At 63.8% G+C, this 22,062-nt stretch carries 26 protein-coding genes and 1 other annotated feature; all 26 genes read right to left on the bottom strand.

All coding sequences use genetic code 11. From position 1 onward, the window contains the following. Positions 1-12: 12 nt before the first annotated feature. The 26 genes from tyrS to gatC all read right to left on the bottom strand — a co-directional run bounded on the left by tyrS (position 13) and on the right by gatC (position 22,011). Entirely contained in the window at positions 13-1,239 is a 1,227-nt protein-coding gene (gene tyrS / locus KQI11_RS04645; RefSeq protein WP_502757126.1) for a tyrosine--tRNA ligase, read from the bottom strand. A 54-nt stretch (positions 1,240-1,293) separates the two neighbouring features. After that, positions 1,294-1,544 (bottom strand) — a binding site (T-box leader). 23 nt (positions 1,545-1,567) lie between these two features. Next, positions 1,568-3,268 carry a DNA repair protein RecN gene (gene recN, locus KQI11_RS04640; protein ID WP_216401252.1) on the bottom strand — a complete coding sequence of 567 codons (1,701 nt, stop codon included), beginning with the start codon at positions 3,266-3,268 and terminating at the stop codon, positions 1,568-1,570. 10 nt (positions 3,269-3,278) lie between these two features. Continuing rightward, entirely contained in the window at positions 3,279-3,743 is a 465-nt protein-coding gene (locus tag KQI11_RS13440) for an arginine repressor (protein ID WP_021659129.1), read from the bottom strand. Positions 3,744-3,746: 3 nt separating this feature from the next. Continuing rightward, positions 3,747-4,604, bottom strand: coding sequence for an NAD(+)/NADH kinase (locus KQI11_RS04630; RefSeq protein ID WP_216401251.1), 858 nt, complete (start codon positions 4,602-4,604; stop codon positions 3,747-3,749). A 24-nt stretch (positions 4,605-4,628) separates the two neighbouring features. Then, entirely contained in the window at positions 4,629-5,438 is an 810-nt protein-coding gene (locus KQI11_RS04625) for a TlyA family RNA methyltransferase (RefSeq protein ID WP_216401250.1), read from the bottom strand. 4 nt (positions 5,439-5,442) lie between these two features. Further along, on the bottom strand, positions 5,443-7,293 hold the full coding sequence (gene dxs, locus KQI11_RS04620; RefSeq protein ID WP_216401249.1) for a 1-deoxy-D-xylulose-5-phosphate synthase: 1,851 nt from the start codon (positions 7,291-7,293) through the stop codon (positions 5,443-5,445). 3 nt (positions 7,294-7,296) lie between these two features. Further along, positions 7,297-7,770, bottom strand: coding sequence for a divergent PAP2 family protein (locus KQI11_RS04615; RefSeq protein WP_216401248.1), 474 nt, complete (start codon positions 7,768-7,770; stop codon positions 7,297-7,299). A gap of 12 nt (positions 7,771-7,782) precedes the next feature. After that, the gene (locus tag KQI11_RS04610; RefSeq protein ID WP_216401247.1) at positions 7,783-8,667 is read right to left on the bottom strand and encodes a polyprenyl synthetase family protein; all 885 of its coding nucleotides are present in this window, start codon (positions 8,665-8,667) and stop codon (positions 7,783-7,785) included. Further along, complete coding sequence (xseB, locus tag KQI11_RS04605) at positions 8,657-8,869, bottom strand: exodeoxyribonuclease VII small subunit (protein ID WP_021659123.1); 213 nt, start codon at positions 8,867-8,869, stop codon at positions 8,657-8,659. The genes KQI11_RS04610 and xseB overlap by 11 nt, the downstream gene beginning before the upstream one ends. After that, entirely contained in the window at positions 8,841-10,079 is a 1,239-nt protein-coding gene (xseA, locus tag KQI11_RS04600) for an exodeoxyribonuclease VII large subunit (RefSeq protein WP_216401246.1), read from the bottom strand. The genes xseB and xseA overlap by 29 nt, the downstream gene beginning before the upstream one ends. Further along, positions 10,076-11,014: a tRNA (adenosine(37)-N6)-threonylcarbamoyltransferase complex transferase subunit TsaD gene (locus tag KQI11_RS04595; RefSeq protein WP_216401245.1), complete on the bottom strand. Its 939-nt coding sequence runs from the start codon at positions 11,012-11,014 to the stop codon at positions 10,076-10,078. Before KQI11_RS04595 ends, xseA begins: the two co-directional genes overlap by 4 nt. Next, positions 11,011-11,487: a transcription antitermination factor NusB gene (gene nusB, locus KQI11_RS04590; RefSeq protein ID WP_216401244.1), complete on the bottom strand. Its 477-nt coding sequence runs from the start codon at positions 11,485-11,487 to the stop codon at positions 11,011-11,013. Before nusB ends, KQI11_RS04595 begins: the two co-directional genes overlap by 4 nt. 93 nt (positions 11,488-11,580) lie before the next feature. Then, the gene (locus KQI11_RS04585; RefSeq protein ID WP_059005103.1) at positions 11,581-11,952 is read right to left on the bottom strand and encodes an Asp23/Gls24 family envelope stress response protein; all 372 of its coding nucleotides are present in this window, start codon (positions 11,950-11,952) and stop codon (positions 11,581-11,583) included. Positions 11,953-12,041: 89 nt separating this feature from the next. Further along, on the bottom strand, positions 12,042-12,626 hold the full coding sequence (locus KQI11_RS04580; RefSeq protein WP_216401243.1) for a SpoIIIAH-like family protein: 585 nt from the start codon (positions 12,624-12,626) through the stop codon (positions 12,042-12,044). Between the two features lie 54 nt (positions 12,627-12,680). Further along, positions 12,681-13,202: a SpoIIIAG-related protein gene (locus KQI11_RS04575; protein WP_216401242.1), complete on the bottom strand. Its 522-nt coding sequence runs from the start codon at positions 13,200-13,202 to the stop codon at positions 12,681-12,683. A gap of 22 nt (positions 13,203-13,224) precedes the next feature. Further along, the gene (locus KQI11_RS04570) at positions 13,225-13,698 is read right to left on the bottom strand and encodes a stage III sporulation protein AF (RefSeq protein WP_216401241.1); all 474 of its coding nucleotides are present in this window, start codon (positions 13,696-13,698) and stop codon (positions 13,225-13,227) included. A 16-nt stretch (positions 13,699-13,714) separates the two neighbouring features. Then, positions 13,715-14,890: a stage III sporulation protein AE gene (locus KQI11_RS04565; RefSeq protein ID WP_216401240.1), complete on the bottom strand. Its 1,176-nt coding sequence runs from the start codon at positions 14,888-14,890 to the stop codon at positions 13,715-13,717. Positions 14,891-14,903: 13 nt separating this feature from the next. Continuing rightward, positions 14,904-15,293: a stage III sporulation AC/AD family protein gene (locus KQI11_RS04560; RefSeq protein WP_021659114.1), complete on the bottom strand. Its 390-nt coding sequence runs from the start codon at positions 15,291-15,293 to the stop codon at positions 14,904-14,906. A 13-nt stretch (positions 15,294-15,306) separates the two neighbouring features. After that, complete coding sequence (spoIIIAC, locus tag KQI11_RS04555) at positions 15,307-15,501, bottom strand: stage III sporulation protein AC (RefSeq protein ID WP_021659113.1); 195 nt, start codon at positions 15,499-15,501, stop codon at positions 15,307-15,309. Between the two features lie 21 nt (positions 15,502-15,522). Next, complete coding sequence (locus KQI11_RS04550) at positions 15,523-16,032, bottom strand: stage III sporulation protein AB (RefSeq protein WP_021659112.1); 510 nt, start codon at positions 16,030-16,032, stop codon at positions 15,523-15,525. After that, on the bottom strand, positions 16,025-16,963 hold the full coding sequence (locus KQI11_RS04545; protein ID WP_216401239.1) for an AAA ATPase domain-containing protein: 939 nt from the start codon (positions 16,961-16,963) through the stop codon (positions 16,025-16,027). Before KQI11_RS04545 ends, KQI11_RS04550 begins: the two co-directional genes overlap by 8 nt. 125 nt (positions 16,964-17,088) lie before the next feature. Further along, the gene (locus KQI11_RS04540) at positions 17,089-17,559 is read right to left on the bottom strand and encodes a GyrI-like domain-containing protein (protein ID WP_216401238.1); all 471 of its coding nucleotides are present in this window, start codon (positions 17,557-17,559) and stop codon (positions 17,089-17,091) included. Positions 17,560-17,585: 26 nt separating this feature from the next. Beyond that, positions 17,586-18,728: a glycerate kinase family protein gene (locus KQI11_RS04535; RefSeq protein WP_216401237.1), complete on the bottom strand. Its 1,143-nt coding sequence runs from the start codon at positions 18,726-18,728 to the stop codon at positions 17,586-17,588. A gap of 84 nt (positions 18,729-18,812) precedes the next feature. After that, on the bottom strand, positions 18,813-20,243 hold the full coding sequence (gene gatB / locus KQI11_RS04530; RefSeq protein ID WP_216401236.1) for an Asp-tRNA(Asn)/Glu-tRNA(Gln) amidotransferase subunit GatB: 1,431 nt from the start codon (positions 20,241-20,243) through the stop codon (positions 18,813-18,815). Between the two features lie 12 nt (positions 20,244-20,255). Next, positions 20,256-21,728, bottom strand: a complete 1,473-nt coding sequence (gene gatA / locus KQI11_RS04525; protein WP_216401235.1) for an Asp-tRNA(Asn)/Glu-tRNA(Gln) amidotransferase subunit GatA — start codon at positions 21,726-21,728, stop codon at positions 20,256-20,258. Between the two features lie 13 nt (positions 21,729-21,741). Next, complete coding sequence (gene gatC, locus KQI11_RS04520) at positions 21,742-22,011, bottom strand: Asp-tRNA(Asn)/Glu-tRNA(Gln) amidotransferase subunit GatC (RefSeq protein WP_059005095.1); 270 nt, start codon at positions 22,009-22,011, stop codon at positions 21,742-21,744. Positions 22,012-22,062: the final 51 nt, after the last annotated feature.

Here is a 22,062-nt window from a genome sequence, read left to right as displayed (position 1 = left end):
CTCTCTTTTTTGTCACAGGGTGATTTTGTGGAAGGTCTTTTTCCCCTTTTTAATGATGATAAAGCCGTCTTTGAACGCGTCCAGGGAGACGCGGTGCTGGGCGTCGGCGATCTTCTCCTCGCCGACGCTGACGCCGCCCTGCTGCACCAGCCGCCGGGCCTCCCCTTTGGAGGGGGTCAGACCGGCCATCACCATCAGATCCAGCAGACCGACGGAGCCGTCCTGCACCAGGGACTGGTCGAGGGGGGTGGTGGGCATGTGCTCAGAGGCGGAACCGGCGGCGAAAAGGGCCTTGGACGCCTCGAGGGCTTTCTGTGCCTCCTCCTCGCTGTGAACCAGCTTGGTCAGCTCAAAGGCCAGTTTCTCCTTGGCGCGGTTGATCTCCCGGTCCTGCAGCGCCTCGTACTGGGCAATCTCCTCCAGGGGCATAAAGGTGAGCATCTTCATGCAGTTGATGACGTCGGCGTCGTCGATGTTGCGCCAGTACTGGAAGAACTCGTAGGGGCTGGTCTTCTCGGGGTCGAGCCAGACGGCGCCGCTCTCGGTCTTGCCCATCTTCTTGCCCTCTTTGGTGGTCAACAGGGTGAAGGTCATGCCGTAGGCCTCTTCCCTCTTGACGCGGCGGATCAAGTCCACCCCGCCGAGGATGTTGGCCCACTGGTCGTCGCCCCCCAGCTCCATGGTGCAGCCGACGGCGTCGTACATGTGCAGGAAGTCGTAGCTCTGCATGATCATGTAATTGAACTCGATAAAGGAGAGGCCCTTCTCCATGCGGGATTTAAAGCACTCGGCGGTGAGCATCTTGTTCACTGTAAAGTATACACCAACATCCCGCAGAAAGTCCAGATAATTTAGCTTACAGAGCCAGTCGGCGTTGTTGAGCACCAGGGCGCGCCCGTCGGTGAAGTCGACGAACTTGGACATCTGCTGCTGGAACCGCTCCACGTTGTGGGCGATCTCCTCCTTGGTGAGCATCTTGCGCATGTCGGTCTTGCCGGTGGGGTCGCCCACCAGGGTGGTGCCGCCGCCCAGCAGGGCGATGGGGCGGTGACCGGCCTGTTGCAGCCGCCGCATCACCGTCAGCTGCAGAAAGTGCCCCACGTGAAGGCTGTCGGCGGTGGCGTCAAAGCCGATGTAGAAGGTGACCGGCTTGTCGCCGTTGAGCAGTTCCTCCACCCTCTCCATGTTGGTCGACTGGGCGATGAGCCCCCGGGCCTGCAGTTCATTAAAGATTCCCACGATACATTCTCCTTTTTCATTTGATAAAAAAAGCCCTCTGTGCATATTTTGTGCACAGAGGGCGAGTTTTCACGCGCGGTACCACCTCAGTTTGCCGTCTCCCGACCCATGTTGGAGGGGCGACGGCCTCGTTGGGGCGCAGTAACGGGCGCCGGACGGCCCTCCCTACTGCCGGCCAAAAATCGGCCGGGTTCAAAAGGGCGGCTCAGGGGTGTATTCCCGCCGGAAAAGCCGCTTTCTCTCAGCAAACGAAAGCTCTCTTGGGACTTTGGGCCGGCGGTACTGGTCCCCTTCTCTGCCTGTAAGCAATTTTTGCATTACCTGTATCTTACCCGTTTGCCGGGCGGTTGTCAACACCGCCCTGGGCGCGGGCGAGCATTTCCCGCGCATTTTGCAGCGACACCCCGCTGACCGCGTCGCCGGAGATGATGCGGGCCAACTCCCGCACCCGGTCCTCCTCCCCCAGCGGGCGGATGTCGGTAAAGGTGGACACCCCGTCGGAGTGCTTGGAGATCAGCAGGTGGTTGCCCCCATAGGCGGCCAGGCTGGCCGAGTGGGTGACACAGATGATTTGGTGGGAGGCGGCGGTCTCTTTGAGTTTTTGGCCGATTTTTTGGGCGGCGCTGCCGCTGACCCCGGTGTCGATCTCATCAAAAATCAGGGTGTCGATTTGGTCCTTCTCAGCGAGGATGTTTTTGATGGCCAACATGATGCGGGAGAGCTCGCCCCCGGAGGCGATTTTGGAGATGGATTTGGGCGCCTCCCCCACATTGGCCGAGATGAGGAAGCGGACGGCGTCCATCCCGTCCCGGTGGAGCTTGGGCTCGGAGACCACCTCGGTGACAAAGGTGACCCCGCTCATGTTGAGGAAGGCCAGCTCCCGGCAGATGGCGGCGGAGAACCGCTCCCCCGCCTTTTTGCGCTTGGCCGAGAGCTGCTGGGCCAGGTCGGTGGCAGTGCGCAGCTCGTCGCGCATCTGCTCTTTGAGGGAGAAGATCTCCTCGTCGCTGCCGGCAAGGGCCTCGAGCTGGCGCTGGCAGTCGTCCCGGTAGGCGAGCACCTCGTCGAGGGTGGCGCCGTATTTTTTCTCCAGTTGCTGCAGGGTGGCCAGGCGGTTTTCCAAAAAGTCGATGTCCACATAGGCGTCCGCATCCGGCCCGCCCGAAAGGGCCGAGAGGTCGGCGGCGTGCTCCTGCAGCTCGTAGAGGAGGGCGGTCAGCTTGTCCCCCACCGCGCCGGTGGCGGGCAGGTATTCGCGGATGTTTTGCAGGGACTGGGCTGCCGTCTGCAGCAGGCCGATGGCGCCGCTCCCCTCCTCCCCGCCGTTCAAACAGTCCTGTGCGGCCTGCAGGTTCTGGGCGATGAGTTCGGCGTATTTGGCCTTGTTGATCTGCTCTTCCAGCACCAGGTCTTCGCCGGGGGCCGGGTCGGCCTCGGTGATCTCGCCGATCTGGTAGGAGAGCAGGTCGATCTGTCGCTCCCGCTCGCTGCGGCGGGCCTCCAAGTCGGCGATGGTGCGCTTGAGGTCCCGCACCTTGACATACTGAGCCTGGTAGCGCTCGAGCAGGGGTTCCAACTGGCCGTAGGTGTCCAGCACCCGGATGTGGCTCTTCTCGTCCAGCAGCTGCTGACTGTCGTGCTGGCCGTGGACGTTGATGAGCAGCTGCCCCAACTCCTTGAGGATGGACACGTTGGCCGGACGGCCGCCGATCTTGCAGGTGTTTCTGCCGTCGCGCCCGATTTCCCGCACGATCAGCAGGCTGCCGTCGGGACAGTCGTACCCCATCTCCTCCGCCCGGGCGGCCACCGCCGGGGAGAGCTCCTCAAACAGGGCGCTGATCAGGGCCCTGTCGGCCCCCTGGCGCACCATGTCCTTGGAGGTGCGGTTGCCCAAGATGGCGTTGACCGCGCCAATGAGGATGGATTTTCCCGCGCCGGTCTCGCCGGTGAGGACGTTGAGCCCCGCCTCCAGCGGCAGGGTTGCCCGCTGGATGACGGCGACATTTTCAATGTAGAGTGTTCGCAACATGGCGCTCTTCCTACCTGTTCTGGGGGATGTAGGTCCGCAGCTCCTCGCAGAGCTCCCGGGCGTACTCCTCGCTCTTCATCAAGATAAAAAAGGTGTCGTCCCCCGCCAGGGAGCCCACAAAGCCGTTCCACTGCATCTCGTCAAAGGCGGCGCAGGCTGCAGAGGCCAGCCCCTTGTAGCAGAAGGCGCAGACGATGTTCTGGGCGTAGTCGACCTGGCGCAGGGCCTCGGCAATGATGATCGAGTAGTTGAAGTTGACGCCGCCCGCACTGCCCGGGCGCTGGGGGGTGGTGTAGCGGTAGACGCCCTCGCGCGAAAGGCTCTTCACCAGGCGCAGCTCTTTGATGTCCCGAGAGATGGTGGCCTGGGTGACGGCGAACCCCTCTTCCTGTAGCTTTTTGAGGAGTTCTTCTTGGGTGGTGATGTCGTATCGGGAGATGAGGTCGATGATTTTGGCCTGGCGCTTTGCTTTCACGTTTCAATCCCCTCTTTCAATGAATTTGGCCTTGATGACTTTAAAGAACCCACTGCGGTCCAGCAGGACGAACTTGACCTTTTTGTCCGCCCGGCGGATAAGGATCTGGTCCCCCCCGCCGATTTTGACTGAGTGCTCGCCGTCAATGGTGACGTAGACGTCGTTTTGGTTGCGAGCGCCCTGGCGGATGGCGAGGGTGCTCTCCGGAGAGAAGAGGATGGGGCGGGAGAAGAGCGAGTGGGGGCAGATGGGGGTCATCTCCAAGGTGTCGATGGCCGGGTCGATGACCGGCCCCCCCGCCGAGAGGGCGTAGGCCGTGGACCCGGTGGGGGTGGAGACGATGACCCCGTCGGCCCGGTAGTTGATGACCTGCTCCTCGCCGCACCAGATGTCCAGGTCCAGCAGGCGGGAGACGGTGCCGCCGGTGACCACCACGTCGTTGATGGCGGTGTAGCAGCGCTCGCTCCCCCCCTGTGTAATCACGGCGTCCAGCGCCATCCGCTCCTGGATCGCGTAGTCGTCGGCCACCAGCTGCTTGAGGAGGTCGAGCCGGTGGCAGTCGATACAGGCGAGAAAGCCCAGCCGCCCGGTGTTGATGCCGATGATGGGCTTGTCGTGATGAATGGCGTGTTTGGCCTGGTGGACCAGGGTGCCGTCCCCCCCCACGCAGAGGATGCAGTCGCACCAGTCATAGCCGACGGCCGATTCGACAAAGCGAACGCCGGGGAGATGGACCTTCTCCCGCAGGTAGGCGGGCATCCAGACCTCGGCCCCGCAGTCGACGAGGATCTGGCAGGCCTCCGGGGTGTATTTGAGGGTGCGCGGCTTGTCCAGGTTGGGGATGACGAAAAAAGAGTGCAAATGCCCTTCCTCCTTCTCTCTAAATCAGACGGAAAGCGCCCGGTGGGAGGCGGTCACCGTCTCGGCGACCTGTTCGCTGCCAATGGTCGGCAGCCCCTCCCCCGCTCCCTTTTCCAGGAAAATCAGGTATTCAATATTCCCTTCAGGGCCTTTGACAGGCGAAAAGTCAAGTCCCTTTACAGCGAATTGGTTCTCCCCAGCCAAGGAGATGACCTTTTCGATGACCTCGCGGTGGGTGTCCGGGTCGCGGACGACCCCCTTTTTGCCCACCTTTTCCCGCCCGGCTTCAAACTGGGGTTTGATGAGGCAGACGGCCTGGCCGCCGGGGGCGAGAAAGCGCCAGATGACCGGCAGCACGTGAGAGAGGGAGATGAAGGAGACGTCAACGCTGACAAAGTCCAGCGCGTCGGGGACCTGCTCTTCGGTGAGGTAGCGGATATTCTGCCGCTCCAGGTTGACCACCCGTTCGTCCGAGCGCAGTTTCCAGGCCAGCTGCCCGTATCCCACGTCCACAGCATAGACCTTCTGCGCGCCGTTTTGCAGCATGCAGTCGGTAAAGCCCCCGGTGGAGGCCCCCACGTCCATGCAGATCTTGTCCTTCAGGGAGATGGGAAAGGCGGACATGGCCTTTTCCAGCTTGAGGCCGCCCCGGCTGACATAGGGCAGCTTGGCGCCCCGCAGCTCGACGGCGTCCCCCTCTTTGACGGTGTCGCCGGCCTTGTCGGCCTTTTGGCCGTTGATGTAGACATCGCCGGCCATGATGTAGGCCTGGGCCTTTTGGCGGGTCTCCGCCAGTCCCTGTTCGGTCAGATAGACGTCCAGTCTTGTCTTCATGCAATCACTCCTGCTCTAAAAAGCGGGCTATGCCGGCCTCGTCCATTCCCAGGTGGGCGAGGGTCGACTCCACCGAGGCCTGGGGGATGATGCCGTCTTCAATGGCGCGGATGTGGATGCGCCCCCAGTAGCCGCTCTCGGCCAGCCGGGAGGCCAGCCGCTCGCTGACGCCGCCGCTGCGGATCCCCTCCTCCACAAAGTAGACGGCTTTGTAGGAGCAGAGCAGCTCGCAGACATCTTCCCCCAGGGGGAAGAGCTTGGTCAGTTTGAGGACGGCGGCCCCCGCCTTCTGAGCGGCGGGATAGACCTCGGCAAAGAGGCGGCCGTAGGTGAGCACCACCTTGCCGCCCTTCTTTTTGCCCGGGAAGAGATGGTAGTCCTCGCAGGGCAGGTCGTCCAAAAAGGCGAGGCGCTCATCCTCCTTTCCGCGGGGATAGCGGAGGGCGCAGGGCCCCTCTTCCCCGTAGAGGCAGGCGTTCAGACAGTGGCGCAGTTCCCGGTAGGTGGCGGGGGAGTAGAGGGCCATGGTGGGGACGGATTGGAGCATCGACACGTCGTAGATGCCCTGGTGGGTCTCCCCGTCCTGCCCCACCAGACCGGCCCTGTCGATGGCCAGCACCAGGTGGGCGTGTTGCAGGGCCACATCGTGGATGATCTGGTCGTAGCAGCGCTGCAAAAAGGTGGAGTAGACGGCAAACACCGGCCGCAGCCCGCCGGTGGCCAGCCCGGAGGCAAAGGTCACGGCGTGCTCCTCGGCGATGCCCACGTCGTAAAAGCGGTTGGGGTACTTGTGTTTGAAAAACTGCAATCCGGTGCCGTATTTCATGGCCGCAGTGATGCCGCAGATGGAGGGGTCTTTGATGGCCTGTCCCACCAGGGCGCGGCCGAAGGCGGTGGAGAAGGAGTCCTCGTTGGAGATGTCGGGGTTCCCCTTTTCGATGTCGAAGCTGGAGACCCCGTGGTAGGCGCCGGGGTTTTCCTCCGCCTTCTGGTACCCCTTCCCCTTTTGGGTGGCAATGTGGATGAGAACGGGCCGGCTGATGCGCTTGGCCCGCATCAGGGCGCCGCAGAGCATGTCGATGTCGTGCCCGTCGATGGGCCCCAGGTAGTCAAACCCCAGGTCCTCAAAGAAGGTGTTGTGGTAGATGGCGGTCTTGAGCTTTGACTTGGAGGAGACCAGGGCGTCCTTGATCTGCCGGCCCACCACCGGGGTGCGCTCGAGGAGGTGGGAGACCGAGTCCTTAAAGCGGAAATAGGCCGGTTTGGTGCGGATCTCCGAGAGGTAGTTGGCCACCGACCCCACGCTTTTGGAGATGGACATGTCGTTGTCGTTGAGGATGATGATCAGGTTGCCCCGGGCCTTGCCGGCGTTGTTGAGCCCCTCGTAGGCCATGCCGCCGGTAAAGGCGCCGTCGCCGATGACAGCGATGACATAGCCGTCGTCCCCCCGCTGGCGCTTGGCCTCGGCCAGCCCCATGGCGGCGGAGATGGAGGTGCTGGCGTGCCCGGCCACAAAGGCGTCGTGCTCGCTCTCATACGGCTTGGGAAAGCCGGAAAGCCCCCCCTCGGTGCGGATGGTGTCGATCCGGTCCCTGCGCCCGGTGAGCATTTTGTGGGTGTAGGACTGGTGCCCCACGTCCCAGACAATGGCGTCTTTGGGGGTGGTGAAGATGCGGTGCAGGGCGATGGTGAGTTCCACCACCCCCAGGTTGGAGGCCAGGTGGCCCCCGTTTTGGGAGACCACCTCGATGAGCCGCTCCCGGATCTCCTCCGCCAGGGTGTTGAGTTCGGCGGTGGAGAGCATCTTCAAATCACCGGGTCCGTTGATGCGCTGTAAAATGGACAATCCGTTCACCTTCTACGTCAAAGATACCAGCATGGCCACCAAAATGCCCAGCAGGGCGCCGCCGAGCACTTCCAGCGGGGTGTGGCCGAGGGACTCCTTCAAGTCCTTTTTGAACATATCGTCCTCGTCTTCGTCGGGGGCGTCCTGGCTCTTCTCCCAGGTGAAGATGATCTTGTTGAGGACTTTGGCCTGTTCTCCTGCGCTCCTGCGTACCCCCATGGCGTCGTACATGACCACGCAGGCCACCAGGAAGGCCAGGGCGAACTCCGGGGAGGAGACGCCCACCGTGCGGGCGATGGCCACAGTGAGGGAACAGACCAGGGCCGAGTGGGCGCTGGGCATCCCCCCCGCCCCCACCATCCGCTCCAAGTTGAGCTTTTTGGTGGCGATGAAGGTAAAAATCGTCTTGAGGAGCTGCGCGCTCAACCAGGAGATCAGGGCAACATTTAAACAGTAGTTGCCGAACATCTGTCGTAAGATATCCATATCAACCGCCCTTTAGCTTTCTCTGTCCACCAGCGACTGGCAGAGGTGGGCCAGGCACTCGCCCTGCCCGCCGGGGACCGCCCTTTGCAGCTTGCAGAGGGCCCGGTCGGTGCAGGCGCGCACCTGCTCGCGGGAGGCCTCTACCCCGTAAAGGGTGACAAAGGTGGTCTTTCCCTGCTGGGCGTCGCTGCCGATGGGCTTGCCCAATTTGGCCTCGTCCCCCACGGCATCCAGTATATCATCTGCAATTTGAAAAGCCAACCCGACGTCCTCGGCAAAATCGCCCAGAGCGCGCTGGCTGTCCTCCCCCGCGCCGGCGGCAATGGCCCCCAGCTGGGCGCTCACCGAGAGGAGGGCGCCGGTCTTGAGACGGTGCAGGGTGGCCAGCACCTCCGGCTCCATGGGTCTGTTCTCATAGGCCAGGTCGATGACCTGCCCGCCGATCATCCCCCGGTAGCCGGCGGCGCGGGCCAGGGCTGCCACCGCCCGCAGTCGCAGCCCCTCGGGGAGGGGGGCGCCAGCCGCGGTCTCAAAGGCAAAGGTCAGCAGGGCGTCCCCCGCCAGCAGGGCGGTGGCCTCGCCGTAGACCTTGTGGCAGGAGGGCTTGCCCCGGCGCAGGTCGTCGTCGTCCATGCAGGGCAGGTCGTCGTGGATGAGGGAGTAGGCGTGCACCATCTCAATGGCGGCGGCCAGGGGGAGCGCCTCCTCCCGCCGGCCGCCCAGGGCGGCGCAGCACTCGAGGACAAAGAGGGCGCGGATGCGCTTGCCGCCGGCCAGCAGGCTATAGCGCATGGCCTCGGCCACCTCCCGGTAGAGGGGGTCTCCGTCGGGGACGGCGGTCTGCAAAAAGGCCTCGATGGCGGCCAGGTCGCGCTCGAGCTGTTCTCTACAGTTCATCGTCCATTCCCTCCAGTTTGATCTCCTCCACCGTCTGGCGGGCGGCCTTGAGCTGGCCGTAACAGTCGGACAGCAGGGCCGCCGCCTTGGCGTAGGTGGACAGGGCCTCCTCGAGGGGGAGATCGGCCCCCTCCAACGAGGCGATGGCCTGTTCCAGGGCGCGGTAGTTCTCTTCAAAGCTCGCTTTCTTTTTGGTCGGCATGGCTGGGCTCCTCCCCTATCTGTTCGACAGTGCAATCGGCCTCGCCGTCGCAAAAGCGAAGGGAGAGCCGGTCGCCCGGTTGTATCTGCATAATGGAGTGGACGGCGGCGCCGCCCTTCTGTGCAATGGCGTACCCCCGGGAGAGCACCTTGGCGGGGTTTAGGCTCTCGCAGAGGTCGGCGGCGCTGCGCCAATCGGCTTCCAGCTTGTCCAGCCGCTTGGCGCAGGCCGCCTGCAGCCGGTGGCGGAGGGCTGCTAGCCCCTCGCCCCGCTCCCCCAGCAACTGGGCGGGCGAACAGGCGCGATGGCGCAGCTGCAACTGGTAGAGGGCCTCCTTCTTTCGGGTGTAGAGGCGGTGAAGGGCCGTCTCCATCCGCAGGGAGGCGCCGTTTAGCTGGCGGGCGATCTCCCCGCTGTCGGGGGCCACCAGTTCGGCCGCAGCCGAAGGGGTGGGCGCCCGCAAATCGGCTGCCAGGTCGGCGACGGTGAAGTCGATTTCATGCCCCACCGCCGAGATGACCGGCACCGGGCAGTCGGCGATGGCGCGGGCGATCTCCTCCCGGTTGAAGACCCAGAGGTCCTCCTGGCTGCCGCCCCCTCGGGTGAGGATACAGGCGTCGTACCGCCCGGCGATGGAGATGTAGCGCAGCGCCCGCACAATGGAGGGGCAGGCTGTCTCCCCCTGCACCGACACCGGGATGAGGGAAACGGTGCAGAGGTTGTACCGCCGCGCCAGGACCCCCAGCACGTCCTTGACCGCCGCCCCCGACTTGGAGGTGATGAGGGCGATGTGCTGGGGAAAGGGCGGCAGGGGCTTTTTGCGCTCGGCGTCGAAGAGCCCCTCGGCGGCCAGCTTGCGCTTGAGCTGTTCCAGAGCCAGCTGCCGGGCGCCGACCCCTTCGGGAAGGATGTCCTTGGCGTAGAGCTGGTAGACCCCGTCGCGCTCAAAGACCGAGACGGTGCCGCGGACGATCACCGACATCCCGTCCTCCGGGGAGAAGGCCAGCCGGTTGGCATAGGACTGAAACATCACCACCTTGATGGAGGCGCCGGCGTCCTTGAGGCTGAAGAAGAGGTGGCCGGTGCGAAAGTGGCGGTGGAAGCTGGAGATCTCCCCTCGGATCAGCAGGTCTTTGAGCTTGCCGTCGGACTCGACGATGGACTTGACATAGGCGTTGAGCTGGGTGACGGTGAGGGCGGCGCCGGTCATCTCCCCCACCTCTCTCTGCACAAGAGGGCAATGCCGGCGGCGTTGTCGCTGGAGAAGTTGGCCGGGGCGCAGACCCCGCCGTATTTTCGGGACAGGGCCGCCGAGAGGATGGAGTTGGACATCACCCCGCCCGAGTAGAGGACGGGCAGCGGCCCCAGCTTCTCCAGCAGCCGGGCGGTCATCCCATCCAGGGCGGCCAGCAGGTAGTCGAGGCAGTAGCGGGCCACGTCGGCCGGGGCCTCGCCCTGCGACAGCATCTTTCGGCACTGGTTTTCGACCCCGGAGAGGCAGCAATCGCAGCCCTTGAAGGTGGGGTGGGCCCGGTAGCGCTTTTCGCTCTGGCAGGCCAGCTTGTCCAGCGCCGGGCCGGCGGGAAAGGGCAGCCCCAGCAGCCCCCCCACCCGGTCGACTGCTTGTCCGGCCTTCAGGTCGAGGGAGCCGGCCAGGTAGGTGGTCTTGCAGATGCGCTCCCCGTCGGGCTCCACCAGCACCGCTTCGGTGGTGCCGCCGGAGACGTGAAAGGCCAGAAAGGGCCCCTGCAGGTAAGAGAGGGCCCCGCCCCCGTAGAGGGCGGCGGCAATGTGCCCCTGCTGGTGGGAAAAGCGGTAGAGGGGCAGCCCCAGCAAGTTGGCGATGAGGGTGGCGCTGGAGAGCCCCACCAGGAAGCAGGGCATGTAGGAGCCCTCTATATCCCGGGGGCGGTCGGACACGCCAACAGCCAGAACATCCCCGACGGGGATTCCGCCGAGGATAGAGGTGGTGAGTTCACTGAAATTTTTGACGTGCAGAAAACAGGCGTCGCTCTGGCGAAGCCCCATCTGTCCCTCTTTGACCGGGAGGGGCAGTCGGATATTCTGCACCACCTCTCCCTCGGCCGAGCAGACGGCGAGGGAGGAGGTGTAGTTGCTGGTGTCGAGGCCGAGAAAGTACTTCATTGTTCCTGCGGCTGCACCGGCAGCTCCTCGTCCTCGGTCGCTTCGGGCAGCGCCTCGGCCTGCAGGGCCTCTTCGGGCGTCCCCAGCTCCTTTGCCACCGCGCCCAAAAGCCCGTTGACAAAGGCGTAGTCGTCGTCGGTGCCGTACTTTTTGGCCAGCTCCACGGCCTCGTTGATGGCGACCCCCACCGGGCAGAAGTCGGCGGCGATCTCGGCCAGGGCCACCCGCAGGATGGAGCGGCAGACCGGGGAGATGCGCTCGAGCGTCCAGCCCTTCAGGTGGCGGGCGATCTGCTCGTCCAGCGCGGGGGCGCGCTCGCACACCTGGCGAAAGACGTTCAGGGCGTACTGGCTCATCCGCAGTGTGCCGCACTCGCTCGCGCCGGCAATGATGTCCTCGGCGCTCTCGTCGGACAGGAAAAACTGTTCAAAGGTCAGCACAAAGGCCGCCTCTCTCGATTCACTTCTGGTCATATTTGTCTCCTCGCTGTGTTGGAATATAGGGCGTGGGGCGGCCCCACAAAAATACCCTCCTGTGACGGTACACGGGAGGGTATGGGGCGAATGTCAGTGCTCTTCCCCGCTCTCACTCTCAAAGGCGATCCCCTGCACGACGATATTCACCTTGGAGACGGTGATGCCCGTCATGCTCTGGATGGCGGATTTCACGCTGTTTTGCACAGCCAAGGAGACGTCCGGGATGCTGACCCCCTGGTAGAGGTCCAGGCAGATATTCACCGTGGCGATGTCGCCGTTTAGCTCGATGCCCACCGGGTTGCGGCGGATCGCCTTGGCCCACAGCCCCTTGATGTTGGAGTTCTCACAGGTGACCTGGGCCACCCCCTTGACCTCCCCCGCCGCCATCTTGGCGATGGTGGCCAGCACCTCTTCAGAGACCTTCAGGTTGCCGATGGTGTCCTTCAAATTGGGTTCGCCCATCAATGCGCCCTCCTTTATAGCAATGCATCATTCTGTATAACATACACCCTGTATGCTGTATATTATACCACAAAAAAGGAGAGAGACAACTATTTTACCTCGGTTATTGTGATATTTTCCGCCTTGACGCCGGCTTCGCGGATGATGATCTCCTTGATTTGGTTGGCGGTGTCCTCGTTGAGGCCGTCGGTCTTGACCACCGCGTCGGCCTTTTCGTTGTTGATATATACCAGGCAGTCGGAATAGCCCTTGGCCTTGATGAGGCTCTCGATTTTTCCCTCGGTCTCCACCGCCTTGACCATGTAGGAGAGGGAGTTGGTCAGGGACTTCTTCTCCTCCTCTGAAATGGTGGTGTCCTTGAGGGATTTTTGCAGTTTGTCCAGGGCCTCATCCCGGCTCTTCTGGCGGTTGGTGCGGGACTCGGCGAAGTACTCCTCCCCCTTTTCCACCGGGGCGGAGGTCTCCTCTTTCTCCCCCAGCTCCTCGTCGCTCTTGGAGCTGCCGTCGCTCGAACCGTTGACGTACTCGGCGTCGCCGTAGTTGCCCGACGCCGAGAGGGAGTCGGTGGTGGTGAAGTCGCTGCCCGATTTGGCGAACTGCCAGTTGAGATAGACCGCCACGCTCAGCGCCAGCACCAGCGCCCCCAAGATGACCTGCTTCTTTCCTGCTTTCATGATTTGTTTACCCCTTTCTTTGCCTTTTCTGGGCACCCCGTGCCAAAGGGCGGTCTACCCGCCTTTTTTCGCTATGTAAACGCGGTTGGAGGGGACGTCCAGCAGGGTCGTCACCGCCTCCAAAACCCGCCCTTCCACAGTGGGGTCGCCCCCTCCGTCGCAGACGATGAGCACCCCCTTGATGACCGGCTCCAACGTGCTCTGCACCACCGCCTGTTTCTTGCCGTTTTGGTCCTCCACCAAGAGGTAGCTCCTCTCGGTGCTCTCCCGGCTCTTGCCGCCCTGGCCCGCCATGGCGTCTACACTCTTTTTCTCCTCGTAGAGGTACTGGCTCTCGGAGGAGCGCTCCAGGGTGACCATCACCTCCACCCGACCGACCCCCTGCACCTTTTGCAGGATGTCCGTCAGGTTTTTCTGGGTCTGCGATACGTACGCCTCCTGGCTGACAGGGGCCGAAGGGGCGCCTGTACTCTGGGAGGACTCCTTTTTGGACTTGCCGTTGCCCCCCAGACTGCTGAGAAAGATGAGCAGCACCCCGACGGCCCCCAGGATGACGATGAGTTTTGTTTTGTCCACTTTTGTGAGAAGTTCCTTGCACCTATCCAGCATCTTCTGTGTCCTCCGCACTCGAGGTGGGCAGGCCGAACGCCTCGCTGACCTGGCGCTCCAGGGCCTCGTCCCGCCCTTTTCCCGTTTGGATTTTGATTTCTCTAATATCTATGCGCCCCCCCTCGTCCACATGAGTGCGCACCTCTATTTTTTCATAGTCCTTCCCCTGCCCGTCCAGGTAGGCGCCGATCTGGGTGCGCAGGTTCTCGGCCGCCAGGGCCGCCACCTGTTTTGTGATCTGTTCCTGTGCCTGGCCCACCTGGGGCAGCTCCCCCGCCGAGGGGAGGGTGACCGAAACCCCGCCCAGCCCCGACAGGGGGGCGACGATACAGGCCAGGAAAAAGACGTTGACCGCCACCTTGAACACCGACTCCATGCTGCGGGAGGGGGCCACCATCTTGAAGATCCCGCCGCAGATGCAGCTGAGACAGAGGGCGAACCCCCACTGCTGAATTGCCTGCACGACCCGTTCCCCCTTTTTAGCCGACGCCCATCATGACGATGACCGTGGTGATGATGACCAGCAGCGCATAGGTGAAGAGGAGCGCCACCGCAATGGTGAGACAGTTGCCGATGGATTTGAGGGTGTCCCGCACCGACGAGACCCCCAGCATGTCGCAGAAGAACGCCCCGGCCCAGAGGGTGGCTTTGTAGAGCAGGCAGCGCAGCAGCAGCGGCACAAAGGAGACGACCACCGCGGCGATCCCAAAGACCCCGACCCCGTTTTTGACCACCTTGAGACAGCCGTAGACCGAGGAGAGGGCATCGGAGACCGCGCCCCCCACGATCGGCACCATGTTGCCGATGAGGAGTTTGCCGGTCTTCATGGCCAGGTTGTCCGAGGCGGAGGTGACAAAGCTCTGCATCGAGAGGACGCCGCAGAAGATGGTCAACAATAGGGTCAGCAGCAGCACCACCGCGTTTTTCAGCCCTCCGCTGATGGCCGAGACCCGCAGGTCGCTCTGCACCGCGCCGGTGACTGAAAAGGCCAGCATCAGCCCCAGCAGGGGGACGATGGTGGAGGAGCAGATGGCCGAGACCCCCTGCACCACCAACATCAGCACCCCGGAGTAGGCCGTGGCCGTCAGCGGCTGGCCGGAGGTGGCCGCCACCGTGGAGTAGATGGGGGCGAAGGTGGCGATGAACTGGTTGGTGGAGAGAAGGGTCTGGTTGAGGTCTTGGATCAGCCGGTAGACCGGCGCGACTACCGCCACCGCAATGCAGAGGGCGGCCACCACCGACACCACCGGAGAGAGGCTTTCGGAGAAGAAGGTGCTCTTCATGCTCTCGGCCATGGCGCAGACCAAAATGGTGACCACGATGAGGGCCAGTATGCGGATGGGCTCTTTGGCGGTGGTCTTGACCGACTCCCAGAGGCTGCCCAGCAGTTTGGGCAGGTCGAGAAAGGAGAGGGCGCTCTCCCCCGTCAAATCGCCGTCGAGAAGGCCGCTGTCCTCTAGGGTATCCCTAGCCCCTTCGGGAAGGGCGTCCTCTAACTGGGAGGCGCCGCTCAAATCGTACTGTTCCTGCAAGATCTGCTGGGTGTCGGTGGTCGGACTCTCCTCCTCCCCCTCTTCGGCAAAGGCGGTCCAGGGCGAAAAAAAGAGGAGGGCCAGGGCCAGCAGCAGGGTGGCCAAGATCCTTGGATGTCTCACAGCGCCGCCCCCTTTACAGGAAAATCAGGTCGTCTAAAAAGGAGACCACCGTTTTCAGCATCGGCAGGGCCAGGGCCAACACCGTGACCTTGCCCGCCAGTTCCACCTTGGAGGCGATGGCCTGCTGCCCGGCGTCCCGGCAACTGTCGGCCGCCAGCTGCACCACGTAGCAGACCCCCAGGCACTTGAAGAGGGTGCCGATGTTTTCGGCCACTCCCTCTGAGAGCAGCGAAATGGAGAGGACCTCCTGCAGCACCGGCAGCAGGGAGGCGGCGATGTAGCCGAAGAGCAGCACCCCCGCCCCCACCGACACCACCACGGCGATTTGGGGGCTGTACTGCTTGAGGGTGAGGGCCAAAATCGCCGCGACGATGGCAAAGACCGCCACGCCCAGCACGTTCATTTCCCCCACCGCCTCACAGGTCGAAGATGGCCTTGACGGTGTCAAACAGGGTGCTGATCTCCCCGATGATCATCATCAGGACCACGATGAGCCCCGCCAGGGTGGTGAGCATGGCCTGCTCCTCCCGCCCGGAGCGGATGAGCACCTGGTTGAGCACCGCCACGATGATGCCGATGGCGGCAATTTTGAAGATGAGATCTACGTCCATTTTCGCGTCCTCCTTTTGGGGCTACCAGAGGATGATGGAGAGGCCCAGCCCCGCCAGCACCCCCAGGGTGTTGTACATCTTTCCGTTTTTTCGGTAGGCCTCTCGGGTCTCCTCCAGCTGTTCCTCCAACTTCTGCACCAGCAGGGCCAGGCGGGAGAGCTCCACCGGGGAGGGGCGGGTGCCGAACTCCCGCCCAAAGTCCAACATCAACTGGCGGAGGGCAGGCGGACTCTTTTGCAGGCAGCGGCACCCCTCCACCGCGCTGCAGAAACTGGCGGAGAAGTCGCCGGTCTCCATCCCCCTGCAGCAGAGGGGGAGAAAGTCGAGCCCGGCAAAGCGGGGGTCTTGGGCGGCTTGTTGCAGCAGTTCCCCCACCGGCGCGCCGCCGTAGGTCAGCTCCCCTTCGATCCCGCGGAAGAATTTGAGCAGGGTCTGCACCAACCGCTCCTCTTCTCGGATGCGGCCAGAGAGGTAGAGTCCCCCCAACGAACAGGCCGAGAGGAGGAAGAGGCAGCCGATTGCCTTAACCACGGGCAGCCCCCCTCTCACAGCGGGCCCTGACCGAGAAATCGTGCGGTGAGACCTGCAGAAAGTGGGTGAAAAAGCCCTGTTTGAGCAGCGGGGCCAGGGCGGGGTTTCGCCGCAGGTCCTCCACCGTGTCTCCGTGGGCGGTGGCGATGACCCACACCCCCGAGACGGCACAGCGCCGCAGGGCGGTCACGTCCTCCTCGTTGCCGATCTCGTCGCAGGCCACCAAGTCGGGGGACATGGTGCGCACGCAGCGAAAGATGCCCTCGGCCTTGGAGAAGTAGCTCTGCACGAAGGCGCCCGGGCCCAAATCGGTCTGGCACTGGCCCCCCAGGCAGTTGGCCAACTCCCCCCGCTCGTCCACCACCCCCACCTTTAAATAGCGCTCCCATCCGCCGCCGGAGAAGGCGCGGATGAGGCCCCGCAGAAGGGTGGTCTTGCCGCTGCCCGGCGGGCCGACGATGAGGGTGTTCCCCAGCCCGTGCAGCCGGTAAAAGCGGAGGACGGCCGGGTCGGCAGGCAGCGCCCCCCGGGCGATGCGCAGGTTGACGGCCTCAAATTCGTGCACTGTCTCCCCCGTCTCGGGGGAGTAAAACCGCTTGCCGCACAGCCCCACCCGATGCCCGCCGCGGATGGTGAGAAAGCCCTGGGCGATCTGGTCCTGATGGGAGTAGAGGGAGTACTCGCAGCAGGCCTGCACACAGGAGCGCACCTGGGCGGCGGTGGCGCAGAGGGCCCCCTGGGGCTCGTCCAGCAGCGCCCCCTCCCCCAGAAAGCGCAGCCGCCCCTCCCCGTAGAGGGAGACAGGCTGCCCAGAGGTGAGGCGGATTTCCTGACAGCGCTCCCAAACGGGCTGGGGCAGGGCCAGACAGCCGCTGCGAATAGGTTCTGGCAGGACGGCTGTCACCTGCTCAAAAGGGGTTTCTCGACTCATGGTTCATCCCTCCCACAACTTGTACACTAACACTATATGGGTTGTCCCACCGGGATAGAACCTGTCCCAAAACGCAAAAAAGGGCCCGCAGCGCATCCGCTGCGGGCCCTTTTGCCAAGTGGGGCTCAGGGTGTTTTTTCTCGGATGGAAAAGAGGAGGTCCACCGAGGGGCGCCTGCCCAAACTCTTTTCCGTGTGGCGCTCAAACTCCAGGCCGCAGGCCCGGTAGGGGCTGTCGGGGAGCCACTGGGTGTAGAAATACCGCTTGGCCGCCCCGACCGCCGCCCCCCAGAGAAAGGCCCAGCGGGGGCGAACGACCATTTTGCCGTAGAGACCGGTCGGCAGGGTCAGTTCCCGAAGGGCCGGATGGGGCTGCTCGTTCCCCACAAAGAGGGAGAAGCGGCCGCTGGCCTCGTCGTAGTCCCGGGAGAGGACGTAAAAGGGCAGCACCTGCTCTCCCTGCCGCTGGATCGCCGCCCGATACCGGCGCGAGAGGGCGGGGATGTCTCTGGCGACCGTCTGGTCGCTGGAGGGCTGCCAGAGTCCGTAGAGGGTGAGTTCCTCCAATCGCAGGCGCTCCACCGTCTGTCTTCTCATCCGTTTGACACCGCCTTTCAAATTGGTCATTGCCAGCCCATGGATTGGCAGAAGTGCAGCAGGTTGTCGGCCGTCTGTCGGAGATTGTCGGCACTGCGGTGGCGGGCGGTGACAAAGGCCTCGGCCCGGGGGTTGATGGAGAAGATGCCCGAGACCCCCTCTGCATAGGCGGCCTCGGCGCCCTCGCCGATTTCCCCCACCAGGGCGATCACCGGCACCCCCTGTGCCCGGGCCCGGCGGGCGACCCCGACCACCACCTTGCCGCGCAGGCTCTGGCTGTCGATTCGCCCCTCCCCGGTAAAGACCAGGTCGGTCTCCCGCAGCAGGTCGTCAAAGTGCACCGCGTCGAGCAGGGCGTCGATCCCCATCTGCAGCCGAAACCCCAGCAGGGCACAGACGCCGCCCCCCATCCCGCCGGCAGCCCCCGCCCCTGGCAGCAGCTGCAGATCCCGACCCGTCTCGGCCAAGACCACCTCCGCCAACCGCCGCAATCCCCCATCCAGCTGCATCACCTGTTCGGGGGTCGCCCCCTTCTGGGGGGCAAAGACGGCAGCCGCGCCGCTGGGGCCGTAAAAGGGGTTGTCGATGTCGCAGATGGCGACCTTTTCGGCGGCGGCCAGCCGTGGGTCGAGCCCGGAACAGTCGATGGCGGCAATCCGCCCCAGAGTGCCGCCAACAGGGGTAAAGGGGACCCCCTTGTCATCCAAAAAGCGGACCCCCAAGGCGGCGGCCGCACCGGCCCCGCCGTCGTTGGTACAGCTGCCCCCCAGGCCCAGCAGGATCTTCTCGCACCCCCGCGCCAGGGCGTCGGCAATCAGCTGTCCCACCCCGTAGGTGGTGGTGCGCAGAGGGTCTTCCCGCCCCTCCACCAGGGGGAGTCCGGCGCAGGCCGCCATCTCGATGACGGCGGTGCGGGGGCTGCCCTCCAAGATGCCGTAGAAGGCGGTGCACTCCTCAAAATAGGGGCCCGCCACCGGCAGGGTGATCTTCTCCCCCCCGAGGGCGGCGAGGAAGGCGTCCACCGTCCCCTCGCCGCCGTCCGCCACCGGGATGGCCCGCAGCCGGGCCGAGGGGTCGCAGCGGCGGACGCAGTCGGCCAAAATGTCGCATATCTGCCCAGAGGTGAGGGTGCCCTTAAAGGAGTCGGGCACCGCGAGGTAGTGCTTCATCGACAGAGTCTCCCCTCTCTTTTGCCTTGACAGGCGAGGGGGAAAGCCCGCAGACTCTCCCCCTCTCGCTCAAAGCGGATATTTTTAGATTTTTTCTTCCAGCAGCTGGCGCATCAGGCCGGGGTTCCCCTGCCCCTTGGAGCGCTTCATGCACTGGCCCACGAGGAAGCCCAGCACATTGGTCTTACCGCTGTGGTAGTCCTCCACCGCCTTGGCGTTTTCGGCCAGCACCTCGGTGACGATGGCCTCCAACACGGCGGTGTCGCTGACCTGGGCGAGCCCCTTGTCCTTGACGATCTGGTCGATGGCGATCTCCCCGTCGTCGAGGATGCACTCCAGCACCGTCTTGGCGGAGGTGGTGGAGATGGTTTTCTGGTCGATCAGGGAAATCAGCTCCACCAGCCGCTCGGGGGTGAGGGCGAGATCGCCCAGTTCGCAGCCGCGCTCATTGAGGACCTTGGCGATGTCGCCCAGCAGCCAGTTGCAGACCGACTTGGGCGCCACCTTCCCCCCCTCGAGGCACTGCTCAAAGAAGCGGGAGCGGCTCACGTCCTCGGCGATGAGGGTGGCCTCTTTCTGGGGCAGGCCGTAGGAGGTCATATACCGCTCGATCTTCTGGTTGGGCAGTTCGGGGATGGTGGCCTTGAGCTCCTCCACATGCACTTCGGGGATGTAGATGGTCCGCAGGTCGGGCTCGGGGAAATAGCGGTAGTCCTGGGCGTCCTCCTTGCTGCGCAGCAGCTCGGTGACCCCCTTGGCGTCGTTCCAGCGGCGGGTCTCCTGCTCGATGACGCCGCCGGCGTCCAAAATCTCCTTTTGGCGGGCCATCTCGTACTCGATGGCGCGGACGGCGCCGCTAAAGGTGTTGACGTTCTTCATCTCGCAGCGGGTGCCGAAGGTGTCCGACCCCTTGGGCATCAGGGAGACGTTGACGTCGCAGCGCAGCGAACCCTCCTGCATCTTGCAGTCGGAGATGTCCAGGTAGAGGAGGATGGAGCGGATGGTCTCCAGGTAGGCGTGGGCCTCTTCCGGGCTGCGGATGTCGGGCTCGGACACGATCTCGATGAGGGGGACGCCGCAGCGGTTGAAGTCCACCAGGGAGCCCTCGAAGGACTCGGCGTGGATGAGCTTGCCGGCGTCCTCCTCGATGTGGATGCGAGTGATCCCCACCCGTTTCTTCTCGCCGGCGACCATGAAGTCCAGGTAGCCGTTTTCGCACAGGGGGATGTCGTACTGGGAAATCTGGTAGGCCTTGGGCAGGTCGGGGTAGATGTAGTTCTTCCGGTCCTGCTTGGTGACGTTGTTGATGGTGCAGTGGGTGGCGTGCCCCATGCGGATGGCGTACTCCACCACCTCCTTGTTGAGGGTGGGCAGGGTGCCGGGCATTCCCAGGCAGATGGGGCAGCACTGGGAATTGACCTCGGAGCCAAAGGAGTTTTTGCAGCCACAGTAGATCTTGGTTTTGGTGGAGAGTTCCGCATGGATCTCCAACCCGATGACAACTTCGTATTCCACGGTAAACCCTCCTTATTTCGACGCGATGGCGGGGACGGTGAACTGATAGCCCGTCGCCTGTTCGTAGTGGTGCCCGGCACTGAGCAGCACGTCCTCCCCGAAGTGGGGTCCGATGAGCTGCATGCCGATGGGCAGCCCCTGTCTGTCCCTGCCACAGGGCATGGCCAGGGCGGGCAGCCCGGCGATGTTCACCGGCACGGTGCAGATGTCGGACTTGTACATCTTCACCGGGTCGTCGATGTTTTCGCCCAGCTTGAAGGCCGTCTGGGGGACGGTGGGGGTCAGCAGGAAATCGCAGTCGGCAAAACAGGCGTCGAACTCGGCGCAGAGGGCGCTCTGAAAGGCCTTCCCCTTTTTGTAATAGGCGTCAAAATAGCCGGAGGAGAGGACGTAGGTGCCCAGCATGATGCGGCGCTTGACCTCGGCGCCAAAGCCCTCGGTGCGGGTGTTGACATACATCTCCCGCAGGTTCTGGTAGTGCTCGCTGCGGTAGCCGTATTTGACCCCGTCAAAGCGCGCCAGATTGGAGGATGCCTCCGCCGAGGAGATGATGTAGTAGGCCGACAGGGCGTGGGGGGAGGAGGGCAGCGAGACCTCTTTCACCTGGGCGCCCAGGGAGCGAAAGACCTCGGCGGCCTGCATGACGGCGGCGGAGACCTCCTCGTCGATGCCCTCGCCGAAGTACTCTTTGGGGATGCCGATGGTCATCCCCTTCACGTCGCGGGCCAGGTAGTCGCGGTAGTCCGCCCGGTGGCCCCGGTCGCAGGAGGTGGCGTCCATCTCGTCCGCGCCGGAGATGGCCGAAAAGAGCATGGCGGTGTCCTCGCAGCTGCGGGCCATGGGGCCCACCTGGTCCAAAGAGGAGGCAAAGGCCACCAGCCCGTACCGGGAAACGGCCCCGTATGTAGGCTTGAGGCCCACAATGCCGCAGAAGGAGGCGGGCTGGCGGATGGAGCCGCCGGTGTCGGAACCCAGGGCCAAAACCGCCTCGCCGGCCGCCACCGAAGCGGCGCTACCGCCCGAGGAGCCGCCGGGGACCCGGCTCAAATCGTGGGGGTTGTGGGTCTTTTGGAAGTGGGAGTTCTCGCAGGAGGAGCCCATGGCGAACTCGTCCAGGTTCACCTTGCCGGTGATGGGGAGGAGGTTTTCCTCCACCTTTTTGACCACGGTGGCGCTGTATGGGGGGACGAAGTTGTAGAGCATCTTCGAGGCGCAGGTGGTGGTGACCCCCTCGGTGCAGAGGTTGTCTTTGATGGCGATGGGGATGCCTGCCAGCGGGGGCAGCTCCTCCCCTGCGGCGAGTTTCTCGTCCACCAGGGCGGCGGTCTTGCGGGCCGACTCCTCGGTGAGAGCCAGATAGCTTTGCACCTGGGGCTCACAGGCGGCGATCTGCGCAAACACCGCATCGGTGATCTCGGCGGCGGTGATCTCTCTGTCGCGCAGCAGCCGGTGCAGCTGGGCGGCGGTCTTCTGAATCAGTTCCATTTCCCTGCTCCTCCTATTCCAGCGTTTTGGGGACGACGACGCAGCCCGCCTCTACCTGGGGGGCGTTTTGCAACAGCTTGTCCCGCGGGGTGGAGGGGCGGACCTCGTCCTCCCGCAGCTGCATGGCGTCTTCCACCTTGGGTTTGGCGTCAAAATCGGCCTGGTCGGGCAGGGCCTCCACCATCTGGATGATGTCGCTCATCTGCTTTTGATAGGTCTCGATCTCATTGTCCTCGATCTTCAAATAGGACAGCTTGGCAATGTGCCGCACGTCGATTTCCATATCCATTCCTCCATCTGTATAACGGTTTATGCCGCCCCTGCAGAGCGGCGG

The organism is Acetanaerobacterium sp. MSJ-12, from assembly GCF_018917875.1.
Lineage (GTDB): Bacteria > Bacillota > Clostridia > Oscillospirales > Ruminococcaceae > Bittarella > Bittarella massiliensis.
Note: the sequence above shows the minus strand (reverse complement) of the source record. Positions and strands in the feature narration are given on the sequence as shown.

Bases quoted from the DNA above. Each gene is read 5' to 3' on its own strand.
- gatA (WP_216401235.1), bottom strand. From the start codon at position 21,728: ATGGAACTGATTCAGAAGACCGCCGCCCAGCTGCACCGGCTGCTGCGC.
- gatC (WP_059005095.1), bottom strand. From the start codon at position 22,011: ATGGAAATCGACGTGCGGCACATTGCCAAGCTGTCCTATTTGAAGATC.
- spoIIIAC (WP_021659113.1), bottom strand. From the start codon at position 15,501: ATGGACGTAGATCTCATCTTCAAAATTGCCGCCATCGGCATCATCGTG.
- KQI11_RS04580 (WP_216401243.1), bottom strand. From the start codon at position 12,626: ATGAAAGCAGGAAAGAAGCAGGTCATCTTGGGGGCGCTGGTGCTGGCG.
- KQI11_RS04595 (WP_216401245.1), bottom strand. From the start codon at position 11,014: ATGAAGTACTTTCTCGGCCTCGACACCAGCAACTACACCTCCTCCCTC.
- KQI11_RS04535 (WP_216401237.1), bottom strand. From the start codon at position 18,728: ATGAAGCACTACCTCGCGGTGCCCGACTCCTTTAAGGGCACCCTCACC.
- KQI11_RS04540 (WP_216401238.1), bottom strand. From the start codon at position 17,559: ATGAGAAGACAGACGGTGGAGCGCCTGCGATTGGAGGAACTCACCCTC.
- KQI11_RS04545 (WP_216401239.1), bottom strand. From the start codon at position 16,963: ATGAGTCGAGAAACCCCTTTTGAGCAGGTGACAGCCGTCCTGCCAGAA.
- KQI11_RS04615 (WP_216401248.1), bottom strand. From the start codon at position 7,770: ATGGATATCTTACGACAGATGTTCGGCAACTACTGTTTAAATGTTGCC.
- xseB (WP_021659123.1), bottom strand. From the start codon at position 8,869: ATGCCGACCAAAAAGAAAGCGAGCTTTGAAGAGAACTACCGCGCCCTG.
- nusB (WP_216401244.1), bottom strand. From the start codon at position 11,487: ATGACCAGAAGTGAATCGAGAGAGGCGGCCTTTGTGCTGACCTTTGAA.
- KQI11_RS04560 (WP_021659114.1), bottom strand. From the start codon at position 15,293: ATGAACGTGCTGGGCGTGGCGGTCTTTGCCATCGTCGCGGCGATTTTG.
- xseA (WP_216401246.1), bottom strand. From the start codon at position 10,079: ATGACCGGCGCCGCCCTCACCGTCACCCAGCTCAACGCCTATGTCAAG.
- KQI11_RS04625 (WP_216401250.1), bottom strand. From the start codon at position 5,438: ATGAAGACAAGACTGGACGTCTATCTGACCGAACAGGGACTGGCGGAG.
- KQI11_RS04585 (WP_059005103.1), bottom strand. From the start codon at position 11,952: ATGGGCGAACCCAATTTGAAGGACACCATCGGCAACCTGAAGGTCTCT.
- recN (WP_216401252.1), bottom strand. From the start codon at position 3,268: ATGTTGCGAACACTCTACATTGAAAATGTCGCCGTCATCCAGCGGGCA.
- KQI11_RS04610 (WP_216401247.1), bottom strand. From the start codon at position 8,667: ATGAACTGTAGAGAACAGCTCGAGCGCGACCTGGCCGCCATCGAGGCC.